Origin of the sequence: Cytobacillus sp. FSL K6-0129 (genome assembly GCF_038007625.1) — a bacterium.
Classification (GTDB): domain Bacteria; phylum Bacillota; class Bacilli; order Bacillales; family Cytobacillaceae; genus Cytobacillus; species Cytobacillus kochii.
Genome location: NZ_JBBOXM010000001.1, coordinates 718,169 through 729,832 on the forward strand (window position 1 = coordinate 718,169; position 11,664 = coordinate 729,832).

General features: G+C 35.9%; 13 protein-coding genes. 3 read left to right on the top strand and 10 right to left on the bottom strand.

Translation table 11 applies throughout. The annotated features are described in order from the left end of the window. Nucleotides 1–10: 10 nt before the first annotated feature. The 4 genes from rpmG to MHI57_RS03510 all read right to left on the bottom strand — a co-directional run bounded on the left by rpmG (nucleotide 11) and on the right by MHI57_RS03510 (nucleotide 3,270). Nucleotides 11–160 carry a 50S ribosomal protein L33 gene (gene rpmG / locus MHI57_RS03495; RefSeq protein ID WP_340975061.1) on the bottom strand — a complete coding sequence of 50 codons (150 nt, stop codon included), beginning with the start codon at nucleotides 158–160 and terminating at the stop codon, nucleotides 11–13. 164 nt (nucleotides 161–324) lie between these two features. Continuing rightward, a complete protein-coding gene (locus tag MHI57_RS03500; protein ID WP_307318540.1) occupies nucleotides 325–723 on the bottom strand; it encodes a sporulation protein in 399 nt (132 codons plus the stop codon). Between the two features lie 429 nt (nucleotides 724–1,152). Continuing rightward, nucleotides 1,153–1,602: a CoxG family protein gene (locus MHI57_RS03505; protein WP_307318538.1), complete on the bottom strand. Its 450-nt coding sequence runs from the start codon at nucleotides 1,600–1,602 to the stop codon at nucleotides 1,153–1,155. 36 nt (nucleotides 1,603–1,638) lie between these two features. Then, a complete protein-coding gene (locus MHI57_RS03510; RefSeq protein ID WP_340975065.1) occupies nucleotides 1,639–3,270 on the bottom strand; it encodes an FAD-binding protein in 1,632 nt (543 codons plus the stop codon). A 260-nt stretch (nucleotides 3,271–3,530) separates the two neighbouring features. Between MHI57_RS03510 and MHI57_RS03515 the strand changes: the two genes are divergently transcribed. From MHI57_RS03515 to MHI57_RS03525, 3 genes are all read left to right on the top strand, one after another. Continuing rightward, nucleotides 3,531–4,169 (top strand): TetR/AcrR family transcriptional regulator, encoded by a 639-nt coding sequence (locus tag MHI57_RS03515; protein ID WP_307318534.1) that lies wholly within the window; start codon nucleotides 3,531–3,533, stop codon nucleotides 4,167–4,169. A gap of 71 nt (nucleotides 4,170–4,240) precedes the next feature. After that, nucleotides 4,241–4,564, top strand: coding sequence for a hypothetical protein (locus tag MHI57_RS03520; RefSeq protein ID WP_340975072.1), 324 nt, complete (start codon nucleotides 4,241–4,243; stop codon nucleotides 4,562–4,564). Then, nucleotides 4,519–4,947 carry a 2-phosphosulfolactate phosphatase gene (locus tag MHI57_RS03525; protein ID WP_340975074.1) on the top strand — a complete coding sequence of 143 codons (429 nt, stop codon included), beginning with the start codon at nucleotides 4,519–4,521 and terminating at the stop codon, nucleotides 4,945–4,947. The genes MHI57_RS03520 and MHI57_RS03525 overlap by 46 nt, the downstream gene beginning before the upstream one ends. 63 nt (nucleotides 4,948–5,010) lie before the next feature. Here the strand turns inward: MHI57_RS03525 and MHI57_RS03530 are convergent, their stop codons facing one another. From MHI57_RS03530 to MHI57_RS03550, 6 genes are all read right to left on the bottom strand, one after another. Further along, on the bottom strand, nucleotides 5,011–5,442 hold the full coding sequence (locus MHI57_RS03530) for a hypothetical protein (protein ID WP_095373216.1): 432 nt from the start codon (nucleotides 5,440–5,442) through the stop codon (nucleotides 5,011–5,013). A 180-nt stretch (nucleotides 5,443–5,622) separates the two neighbouring features. Further along, on the bottom strand, nucleotides 5,623–6,474 hold the full coding sequence (locus MHI57_RS03535; RefSeq protein WP_328200406.1) for an IS3 family transposase: 852 nt from the start codon (nucleotides 6,472–6,474) through the stop codon (nucleotides 5,623–5,625). Then, nucleotides 6,471–6,800: a transposase gene (locus MHI57_RS25020; RefSeq protein WP_251161713.1), complete on the bottom strand. Its 330-nt coding sequence runs from the start codon at nucleotides 6,798–6,800 to the stop codon at nucleotides 6,471–6,473. The genes MHI57_RS03535 and MHI57_RS25020 overlap by 4 nt, the downstream gene beginning before the upstream one ends. 104 nt (nucleotides 6,801–6,904) lie before the next feature. Beyond that, nucleotides 6,905–8,641, bottom strand: coding sequence for an ABC transporter ATP-binding protein (locus MHI57_RS03540; RefSeq protein WP_095373215.1), 1,737 nt, complete (start codon nucleotides 8,639–8,641; stop codon nucleotides 6,905–6,907). Further along, a complete protein-coding gene (locus MHI57_RS03545; RefSeq protein WP_095373214.1) occupies nucleotides 8,638–10,380 on the bottom strand; it encodes an ABC transporter ATP-binding protein in 1,743 nt (580 codons plus the stop codon). Before MHI57_RS03545 ends, MHI57_RS03540 begins: the two co-directional genes overlap by 4 nt. A 424-nt stretch (nucleotides 10,381–10,804) precedes the next feature. Beyond that, nucleotides 10,805–11,587, bottom strand: a complete 783-nt coding sequence (locus MHI57_RS03550) for an ABC transporter ATP-binding protein (protein WP_095373213.1) — start codon at nucleotides 11,585–11,587, stop codon at nucleotides 10,805–10,807. Between the last annotated feature and the right edge of the window lie 77 nt (nucleotides 11,588–11,664).

Consider the following 11,664-nt stretch of genomic DNA (forward strand, 5'->3'; position numbering starts at 1 on the left):
TCTAAATTCTCTACTTTGTTTCTCTATGCAAAGTTTTTCTCTTTAACCGTGGACAATATTTCATCAGTTCAATTCTATCTGGATGATTTCTTTTATTCTTTGAAGTAATGTAATTTCTATCACCCGTCTCTGTGCAGGCTAGTGTGATTTTAACACTCAATTTTTTATCTCCTTTCCGTTTCCTATTCATAAAAAACTAAAAACAATCAGATACTTTCAACTCATAGTATAAAACGTAATCATTACGATTTGCAAGTGTTTTTTACTCCTTTATAAAAAAGAGCCATCATTTTGTATGATCGCTCTATCCTTTGATTATTTAATTTACATAGTTGCTAAGGGGCTAATTTTCACTGCAACTCTTACTGATTGCTCTAATTTATGATCGAGCATAAAGTTCGCTTGAATATAATAATCATTATCTTGAGCATTCATTTCATTTGCTGATGGAATTTCCAATGTAAATACTGTTTCTTTCTGCTCATTCGGTTGGACAGGAATCGAACAAAATACAGAGTGAGATCTCACAATTTCTTCTTTATCATTTTTTTGGTTGCAAGCAATCAAATCAATATCATATCTTCTAATCTTCTGTGGGATAAGACCACCAAAAAATTTTATGCCACCTTCAATAATATGGCCTTCTTTATATTCTTTTTCATTAGTAGATAAATGAATTTTCTTCATTCCTATACCCATTTTTAGAGCATATTTTTTAAGCATTCTAGCTATGTCACCTATACCTTCTTATATATTGTTTAATAACTATGTTTGTAATCGTACTAACCTATAATAGTATATGATAGAAATAATGGTAAAGAATTTTTTTACATAATTATTTTTTAAAATTATTTATCCTTCTTTTAACCTTAAAATTATAAGCTTTCAATCAGTAACGCATTTTACTAAACAATTAATCAATTCCATTACTCCCTTTTTGAAAGTGAAACGTTACAATTGTCTAACATTTCTTTAGGTAATTAACCAAAAGATAAAGTGCAACGTTATAGTTCTTTAAATTATATAATGCTCATCTACCTTTGACAAGATAAAAACATGTGCTAATAAAAAATTTACTTTGTTTTTACGTTCGTTGATAATAGGAAACAAAAACATTCGCCAAGAAATAAGCGAATGTTTTATCATGATTGTTTATGCATTTACAACTTCATAAATCTTCCCACCAACAGCTTCAGTTAATTCTTCAGTTGTTTTTGGTACAAATGATTTTAGGATTTGATTAATCATTGGACCCATAGCACCACCGGCCGTGATGTCCAGATTACCCGTCATTTCCGTGGTTCGATCATTAACAACAACAGCATTAAAATAACCGCCTCCTTTAAAGTTATCCGATATCCCCTTTAAATCGAAGGTAACTGTTGTTGGTTCTTTCCATTCTATAATATTTATTTTTAGCTTAACTGTTTTTTTCATAAACCCTAAATCACCTTTAAAAGCCCAAGTCGATTCATTTTCATTGAGAATTTCATGTTCGATGTAACCAGGGACTAATGGGGCCCATTTGTTCATATCACTTACAAAAGACCAGATTTCTTCAATTCCCACTGGTAACGTAATGGTATGTGTTCCTGCTGGCATATATATGCACTCCCTCACTTTTTGTATTTAACTTCATCATTCATTTTCTTGACTTATAGCCAATCCTGCTAAGTAACCAAATGTAAGTGCAGGCCCAATTGTTCCACCAGCGCTAACATATCCTTGGCCGAAGATGCCCATCGCTGCATTTCCTGCTGCATATAAACCTTTAATCTTATTACCACGTAAACTGATTACTTGTCCGTTTTCATCTATTTTTGGTCCCCCATTTGTGCCTAAGCTCCCAAAGTGAACTTGTACAGCGTAGTAAGGACCTTTTTCAATCTTTCCAAGGTTTAGTTCCTTATTACCTCCGCCAAGTGCTAAACCTTCAAAGAAAGTTGTTCCACGGTGGAAATCTTTATCTTCCCCTGCTTCAACTTGGCTGTTCCAACGATTGACAGTTTCTTCTAAGGCATCTGGATTGATATCAATCTTACTAGCCAATTCTTTTATGCTATCTGCTCTCGTCATCCATTCTGGTGCATCTTCACCTGGCATAACAGTAACAATCATGGAAGCGTCTTTTACTTGTTGATCAAAAATCATCCAGTTATTTTTTTCGTTTGGCCATTCTACATTCACTGGATCAAATTCATAAAATGACTTTGGTAAATCATTGTAGGTCGTTCCTTCATGGACGAAACGTTTCCCTTTACCATTTACAATAATACTATTAGGACCCGTACGACCGCCTGAAGCTAATTGGTTCATCACACGATCCTCATATTCAAACGTGGGATCTTGCATTGTCGGATACCACCAAGCCTCACTCATATTCCCTAATGCTGCTCCAGCTTCCATGGCCATAATTAAGCCATCGCCTTCATTCCCCCAAGGTGTAAGTGGATGAGTAATCTCACCTTTTAAAAAGGTTTTAATTAATTCCTTGTTCCATTCAAAACCACCTGAACCTAACATCACTCCTTTTTCGGTACGGTAATAAATTTGATTGTCTTTATTTTCAGCAATGAGGCCAATGACTTCACCTTCGTCATTTAACACAAGCTCTTTACCTGATGTTTCCATCACAATATCGATACCTCGATCTAAACAACCTTTAACCAATCCAGCGATTAGTGATCGTCCCATTGTCACAATATTATTTTCCATTCGCTCTGCGACCTTTACGAAGTCAATTCCACCAATTGCTCCACCTTCTTCAAGTGTTAAAGGTGGGAAAGTTGGATTGTGACGAATGAGTGCTCCCCATTCACCAATTTCATTTAAATCGTATGGAAGGGGATCTAATGAACGTCCCTTTCTAGAACCCTCAAAATAACTATAATATTCTGGATAACTTCCCGGTACAGCGAATCTTACCGGAGTATGCTCATATAAATAATCAATCGCTTTGTAAGCGTTATCAACGTATACCTCAAGCAATTTCGGATCTGGTACTTTGCCACCAGTTACACGATTAATATAGGCAAGTGCATCTTCTCTTGTATCCTCTAATCCTACTTCTTTCATATATCTGTTTAACGGTATCCATGGTACACCACCTGAAAAAGCTGTTGTTCCACCGATTTGATGAGTCTTTTCTAAAACAACAACTTTAGCTCCTTGGTCGTGTGCCGTAATGGCTGCAACTAATGCTGCTCCCCCTGTTCCCATGACAACGACATCGGTTTCATAATCCCATTTCTCTGGTTTCTTTGCAGACATCTCTTTTCCCCCTTATCCCAACGATTAAATTGAATTTTTTAAAAATAATAGTTTAACTATCATGGGTATTTTATCATGCGGCCGTTTGTTAGTAAATAAGTTTTTTTACAATTGTAAATTATTTTTTAATGCTATCATTTATTTTATTTTTCTGTTGGTACCCTTAGAAAAGAGAAATTCATGAAATAGTTATGATAATATAAATGAAATATAGTTATGCTTATGCATTCGCAAAAAATATGAGGAGTTAAGCCGGTATTATGAGAGAGAATACGAAAAAGAAAAAGAGAGAAAAGATTTTACAAAGTGCAGAAATTCTATTTGTTGAAAATGGTATTGAAAAAACAACAATGAATGACATAGCAGTCAAAGCAGAAATGGGTGTTGCAACGATATTTAGACATTTTCCAAAAAAAGATATGATTGTCGATGAGGTTGCTGCTGAGAAATTGAAAATATTGCTTTCTTTTATGGAAGAATTGAGTAAAAAAGAAGATATCTCGTACCTTGAAAAAATCACCTACCTTTTGGATTTTTTCATTTTTCATTCAAACAAAGAATCAGGCGCATTACCGAAAATTTTAGACTATATCGTCAATTACATTGCTGTCAACAATTTTTCCTTTGAAGAAAATCGATGTTATTTAAATGTCCGAGATCAATTGTTTAGCCTTTTTTTCGACATGATTGATGCTGGCGCTAATGATGGAACAATTCGCTCAGATATTAATGCCAGAGAAGTAATTCCAACCATTATTAACAATTTCACTGTTTTCACATTTAAACTTGCTGTACAAAGCAAAACGAATATAATCGAACCGGAATTACCTGCGCAGCATCAACTAGTAACAATGAAAAATGTTATCTTAAACTATTTAACCGCGAATGCAGCAAAATAAAGTCATTTAGAAAAGAGGAGAATAATCATTTCATACAACCTGAATGTCAGATAGAATGGGGAAAACGTGGTGTGAGAGAAGCAGCAAATCGAGGAGATATTGTGATTATTGTTGATGTCCTCAGTTTTTCTTCTACAGTTGTAACGGGTTTAAATTATGGAGCAATCATATATCCTTATCCCCCTCATTTAAATGGCAAAGCATACGCGCAATCATTGGGAGCGCAATATATTCTTGGGAGAGCTGAGGCAGCGAGATTAGGTGCACCCACTTTATCACCTGTTACATTTAACCACTCACATGATAGGCAAAAATATGTTTTGAGTTCCTTAAATGGTGCCTTTTGTACTTGGATTGCCTCCCATATACCAGCTTTATTCATTGGCTCTTATTAAACGCTTCTGCAGTAGCATCAGCTGCAAACCAATTATCCGCTTCATTAAACGCTAATATTACTGTTGTTCCTTGTGGAGAATTATGGAATGGCGTGAAAGAATTTGAAGACTCCCTTCGTCCTGCAATGGAAGACTACTTGGGGGCTGGGGCCATCCTTTCTAGGATAGAAGGAAAGCGATCAGCTGAGGTGCAAGTGTGTATTGGCGCTTTTCAGTATTCAAAATCAACACTTAGTAGATTAATATGGGAATGTACGAGTGGAGTAGAATTAAGAGAAAGAGGGTTTGAAAAAGATGTGAAGCATTGTAGCCGTTTAAATATTTACCAAACCGTTCCTATATTAAAAAACCAACATTTTTCCGAGTATACAACAACGATATGAAGAAGCAATCCACGATAATGTTCACAATTGCTTCTTCTTTGGTAGCTTTTAATCTTGTCATCTTCATCTTAAGCTGTTTGATTCGCCAATTATAAGTGTCACTATTTGGTAGAAATCTCGTTGTGCTATGAGGAAGTGGGGATGATTTTCGTCATCTAATAACATAATATAAGGTTCTTCTTCTTCAGGAATAATTAATACCATTTCGTTGATAAAATCATTAAACCATTTGTTTTTTACGGTCAATGATGGTGCCAACGGAATACGAACCATATAGCCGTCTTTAGGCATAGGATTAATCTTCACATATATCCCATTGATTGATTGAAGAATGGATGTTGCTTCTTGTTGTATTTGTTCATTAGGGGGGCGTTTTTTTACAACGTCGTTGACTTCCACATCAAACAATTCCACTTGCGGAAGTCCTTGTGCTGAAACTGTTGAAACAAATGATAATAATAGTGCGAAAAAAAGTAAGATCAACATTTTTTTCATCTTAATCACCTCTGTTATTAACTTTTCCCTCAAGATTTTTTTTACTCTTAATTGTGTATTTATTATTTTTTTCCTATTGAATATTTGGAACATAGTTCGTTTAATTTATTAGTTAAATAAAAAAACCAATCTAAGATTTATACTCTGGTCTTGCCCCTGTCAAGTAGACAACATAAAAAGCTAAGCAGTGAGCGCGTGTCGATATTCAATCGGCGCGCGTTTCTTTAGTTTCTTTTGTCTTCGTTTGTAATTGTAATGGTAAATGTAATCCTCAAGAGCTTGCTCTAGTTCTTCTTCTCCCTTACACTTACTTATATACAGCTTCTCGGTTTTGAGGTGTGAAAAGAATGATTCTATACAGGCATTGTCCAGGCAGTTTCCTTTGCGAGAGTGGCTGCCTTTGATGCCATAATCCTTTAATCGGTTGCCGTATATTTTTGACGTGTACTGGAAGCCTTGATCCGAATGGAGAACGGCTCCAGCCACGTCTTTTTTCTTTGTCCATTTCTCTACCGTTTTTAACACAAGTTCCAAATCATTTCTTTGGGCTAGCTCCCAACTTACTATTTCGTTATTAAAGAGATCCTGTATGACCGATAAATAATAATATTCTTCGCCAACAGACACAAATGTGATATCCGTTACCATTTTTTGATTAGGTCCTACCGCCTTGAACTTCCTTTTCAGACGGTTAGGAAAGAGGTTAGAAGGACTATGACCATGTCGTTTTCTCTTTTTTCGGATGACTGATTGTATGTTCATTGCCGTCATCAATCGGTAGACCTTTTTGTGATTAATTAAATACCCGTTTTCATTTAATTCGTCTGTAATACGGGGTCGTCCATATTCGGGATGCATAAAATGTATGCCCAAAATGTGCTCTCGAATCTTTTGTTCATCCCTAACTTTTGCTTCGCGTTTATGATTGTTTTTTCTCCATTTGTAGTAGCTAGCCGGTTTGATATAGGCAATCTCCAACAGCCAGGAGACCGGATAGGTAACCCTTAACTCATCCACCAATTCATATTTCATTCGTCTGGGGTTTTCTCCTCCTTTACCAGATTTGGATACTGCTTTTTTAGAAATTCAACTTGTGCTTTCAAATAATCCCTTTCCTCTTCAACCGACTTAAATTTAGTCCTAGGCCTGCCTTTTAAAGGATTAGAAACTCCTTTACGCTCATCAAACGGGGCTCCTTCTTTCCATTTCTTAACCCACACTTTAAGCTGGCTGCAGTGACGGATTCCCAGTTCCTCTGCCAATGCTTTATAACTTTTAGACCCATTCACATATTTCATGACGGCATTATGTTTAAACTCTTCCGAATAACTATTAAAAGTTTGTCCTTTCTTTGCCATAGAAAAATCCCCTCCAAGGTAGCATTCTTTCCTTCATGGTAACATGAAGGTTTTTTTGAATGTCTACTTAAAGGGGACATTAACACTCAGATTGGTTTTTTTTCTTATGCTTGTAAAGATTTCGCTTGCATCTCGTACATTTGTTCGTATATACCGCCTGCTGCAATGAGCTCTTCATGACTGCCTTGTTCTTTGATTTCACCTTTATCAAGCACCAAAATGCGGTCAGCATTTTTAATTGTAGACAGTCTATGAGCGATGATAAAAGTGGTTCTTCCTTGTTTTAGAACATTCATTGCGTTTTGAATAATCTCTTCCGTTTCTGTATCGATATTTGATGTTGCTTCATCGAGGATTAGGATCGCTGGATCGAAAGCGAGCGCCCGTGCAAACGAGATTAATTGTCTTTGACCGGAGGACAAAGTACTTCCTTTTTCAATTACCGGTTCATCTATCCCTTTTTCTAAATGTGATAGCACTCGATCAGCACCAACTGACTGAATCGCATGCTCCACTCTTTCTCTTGTAATATTAGGTTGATTTAAACTTACATTCGAAGCAATAGTCCCGGTAAAAAGATACGGGTCTTGTAAAACTATCCCCATATGTTCACGAATCGTTTGTCGTGGTATCGTCGTAATATCCACTCCATCAATATAAATTTTACCGATTGTTGGATCATAAAAGCGAAATAATAAGTTCATAATCGAGCTTTTTCCTGAACCTGTATGACCCACGAGCGCAATCGTTTCTCCCTTTTTTGCTTGGAATGAAATATCCTTTAAAACAAAATCAGGTTCTTTATATGCGAAGGATACTTGATCAAACACCACATGCCCTTTATATTTTGGTATCTTTTCATTAGATACCTTCTCACCTTTTAATGCTAAGACTTCAAATACACGATTACCGGCTACGAGTGAACGCTCCATTTGCGAAAATTGATTCACAATATTTGTAATCGGATTAAAAAGTCTTGTTAAATAGTCAACAAACGCATATAGTGTTCCAGCTGTCACTATTTGTGTACCACTAAATGATTGTGTCCCAAAATAAATGATAAAACATGTAAATAACAGTAGCCTTAACGTATTTACAAGGTTATGAGAAGTCGCAGAATCAAGAATAATTAGCTTTCTCTCATATTGATAATGTTCTTCATTCATTTCATCAAACTCTTTCGTCATTTGTTTTTCTCGACGGAAAGCTTGAATAATAGTCATCCCTTGAATGGATTCATTGATCATTGCATTAATATCAGCAATTTTTGTTCGGATCACGTCATTATACTGTGAAGCATACTTTCTATATAGAATCATCCAAATATAAACGATTGGTATCATAACGAGTGCGATTAAAGCCATTTTCCAGTTCAAAATGAATAGGGCAATATAGACACCAGTTATAGAAATGGCACTCGTAGCAAAACTCGAAAGTACTTGCACAAATAAGTTTCTTATTGCCTCTGTATCATTTGTCACTCTTGCAACAATTTTACCAGATGGTAATTGATCAAAAAAACCAATTGGTAATGTTTGAATATGCTTGAATACATCTTTTCTTAATGCTTGAATAATTCTATTTGAACCCTTTTGTAATTGTAAATACATAAAATAACGGAAAATAGCCGTACAAATTGATAACGAGAAATATAGAATGAGTAAGTATAGAATTGGTGTAAAGTCAAATTGGCCGACTGTCATATGATTATCAATGATGTGTTTAGCAATAAAGGGGCCCGCTAGGTCAGTGAACACTGCAATGGATAGAAATAACAACCCGAGTAAAATGGTGCCTTTAAACCTTAGCGCATACGATAGTAATTGTTTGCCTGTGCTCATGAATTGGCCCCCTCTAGCTGTTGGCGTACATACTGTTCTTTATACCAACCGTCTTCATTAATTAAATCATCATGTGTACCTACTTGTGTAATCACACCATTATCTAAAACAATAATTTGATCTGCGTGTTGAATACCTGATAAACGATGTGTTGTAATAATTGTCGTTTTTCCCGCTCTTTCGCGTTGAATATTGCTGATAATTGCAGACTCTGTTTTTGCATCTACAGCAGATAAGGAATCATCTAATATTAAAATATCAGGATCTTTAATTAATGCGCGAGCAATCGATACCCGCTGCTTTTGTCCCCCTGATAAGGAAACACCTTTTTCACCTACTAACGTATTTAACCCGAGCGGAAGATAAGCTAAATCTTTTGTAAAAGCAGCCAAATCAATCGCTTTTTCTATTTCTTCGTCTGTGGCATCTTCTTTACCGAATAATATATTTTCTTTAATTGTTCGAGAAAAAAGCACGTGACTTTGCGGTACATAACCAATCCAATCTAATACTTGTTCTTTCGTCTGTTGGGAAAGGTCGATATCATCAATAGATATTCCTCCTTCTCCTAAAGGATACTCCCTCAACAATTGGCGAATAAAGGTCGTTTTCCCTGCGCCTGTTTTACCCACAATTCCTAACGTTTCACCACTTCTTAAGCTTAAATTAATATTTGAGAGGTTAACGACTTTACTCGTAGGGTATTGAAAGGTTAACTCTTGGAATTGTAAAGTATGGGGCTTATCGACTGCTAAAGGTTTTGTTGGCGGCATGATATCCGCTTCATAATTTAATGTCTCTTGCACCCTGTCTAAAGAAGCGTTCCCTTGTTGCATCACATTGATTAACTCACCAATAGCAAAGATTGGCCAAACCGCTAATCCTAAATAAACATTAAAGGTAACTAATTGCCCAACAGATAAGTCTCCATTAGCCACTAATACTGATCCATAACCTAGTGCGACAATATAACTAATGCCGGTTCCAATTGTTGTGATTGGATTGAATAAAGCATTTATCTTGGCGGTATGCATATTTTTCTCAAAAACATCTTCACTCATATCAGCAAAACGTTGTTCATCTGCCTTCTCTTGCACATAGGCGCGAATAACTCTAACACCAGAGACGGATTCTAAAACACTATCATTCATCTCGCCAAAAGCATCTTGTGCTCTCATATACCTTTCATGGACAAGTTTGCCATAATATTGAATTAATATGGCCATAACTGGGACAGGTAACATGGCGAAAAAAGTAAGTTCCCACGAGATCATGAAGCCCATCGCTAAGATAATACCACCGAGAAAGAAAGTAGAGTCAATCAACGTCATAATCCCAAATCCTGCGGTTAACGAGACAGCATTCAAATCATTGGTCGCCCTGGCCATAAGATCTCCGGTGCGATTTTTTTCATAAAAAGTCGGTGTCATACGCAGAAATTGGCTCATTAATTTTCGCCGCATTAATCGTTGCAAGTTGACGGATCCTTCGAATAGACCGTATTGCCAAAAGAAATTTAACATATAGCTAAAAATAATAATACCTAAGAAGACCGCTACATACTGAATGAGTAAATCACGCGTCATTTCACCTTCTGTAATGTAATCAATAATGACCCCAATTAAGTACGGTGGAATAATTTCTAATACAGTAGCTAACATCAATAATAGAACGGCGATACCGTATTGCTTTTTGTATTTTTTGAAAAACCAACCGAGTTTCTTTAACACATCAAACATTTATTACACAACCTTTCCTCTCTTGCTGTCTGATTCCTCTACCCACAACCTATACGCTGCTTTTTTAATAGTAATATTCTTTGTTTTCTGTTCATCTTTAACATCCCCTTATCTTTATTCAACTATCTATTAGAAAAACTCGACTTGCACCGAAATTTACATGGCAAGTCTCTGTTTATCTCCCCTATTTACTTCTCCAAAAAAAAGAAAATGCGGCCCCCATAAAGAGGCCGCATTTCTCTTCTAAGGTATGAACGTGTTGCCATACCTCTATTCATTAAAAGAATAAAGCATTATCGAAAAAAAGGTAGGGACGAATATGAATTTGTATTCATGAATGCCTTCACTCTTGCTTTCATCGTCCTTACCTCCTCTCATTTGTAAATAGCGTCTTTTGAATATTACCACTATTTTCATATTTGTGTCAATATGTTTTTTTCAAAGACATTCTTTTTGAATACCTGTCTACTTCAACTGTTATGCCAAAAAAATCAGTTAATGTTTCACTCGTAAGTAACTCAGATGTATTTCCACTTTTAAATACCGTACCGTCTTTGATTAATAGAGATTTATTGAAAATAGGAATGATTTCTTCAATATGATGGGTAACGAAAATAATGGTCGGCGCTTCTTTTTGTTTTGAGATACGAGCAATTGAATCCAGCAGCTGTTCACGAGAAACAAAATCTAGTCCCGTTGTTGGTTCATCAAGAATGAGCAATTTTGGATGGGCCATTAGGGCACGAGCGATTAATATTTTTTGTTTCTCACCTTGAGAGCAAGTTTGATAAGTTTCATTCTGTAATTGGGTTAAATGGAATTGCTCTAACCATTCATTTGCTTCTTCAATATCATCCGTTGAAGGTTCTTCATAAAGTCCGATAGATGCGTATTTCCCACTTACTATAATATCTTGTACTCGCTCATATGGACGAATCTTCTCTTGAAAAGAAGAGGATACCCATCCAATGGATTGCCTTACTTGCTGTATATCTACTTTTCCGTATGTATGACCCAATACTGATATTTGTCCACTTGTTGGCCAAATATAGCCCATAACCATATTTAATAATGTGGTCTTTCCTGATCCATTTAAACCAAGCACTGCCCAATGATCCCCATTATTTACATGCCAATTCATATTTTGTAGGATGAGCTCCTGATTTCTTGACCAGTAGACATTTTCTATTTGAAGCACTGTATCCATCTTTACCCTCCCTAAAAACCAAAAATTCTGTTATTTACATCATAAAAAAACAGAACGGTGCTTTTGGCTTTTGTCCG

Excerpts from the sequence above, each read along its gene's own strand:
- MHI57_RS25020 (WP_251161713.1), bottom strand. The coding sequence starts at position 6,800 with ATGGCAAAGAAAGGACAAACTTTTAATAGTTATTCGGAAGAGTTTAAA.
- MHI57_RS03545 (WP_095373214.1), bottom strand. The coding sequence starts at position 10,380 with ATGTTTGATGTGTTAAAGAAACTCGGTTGGTTTTTCAAAAAATACAAA.
- MHI57_RS03550 (WP_095373213.1), bottom strand. The coding sequence starts at position 11,587 with ATGGATACAGTGCTTCAAATAGAAAATGTCTACTGGTCAAGAAATCAG.
- MHI57_RS03505 (WP_307318538.1), bottom strand. The coding sequence starts at position 1,602 with ATGCCAGCAGGAACACATACCATTACGTTACCAGTGGGAATTGAAGAA.
- MHI57_RS03530 (WP_095373216.1), bottom strand. The coding sequence starts at position 5,442 with ATGAAAAAAATGTTGATCTTACTTTTTTTCGCACTATTATTATCATTT.
- MHI57_RS03540 (WP_095373215.1), bottom strand. The coding sequence starts at position 8,641 with ATGAGCACAGGCAAACAATTACTATCGTATGCGCTAAGGTTTAAAGGC.
- MHI57_RS03515 (WP_307318534.1), top strand. The coding sequence starts at position 3,531 with ATGAGAGAGAATACGAAAAAGAAAAAGAGAGAAAAGATTTTACAAAGT.
- MHI57_RS03500 (WP_307318540.1), bottom strand. The coding sequence starts at position 723 with ATGCTTAAAAAATATGCTCTAAAAATGGGTATAGGAATGAAGAAAATT.
- MHI57_RS03510 (WP_340975065.1), bottom strand. The coding sequence starts at position 3,270 with ATGTCTGCAAAGAAACCAGAGAAATGGGATTATGAAACCGATGTCGTT.
- MHI57_RS03535 (WP_328200406.1), bottom strand. The coding sequence starts at position 6,474 with ATGAAATATGAATTGGTGGATGAGTTAAGGGTTACCTATCCGGTCTCC.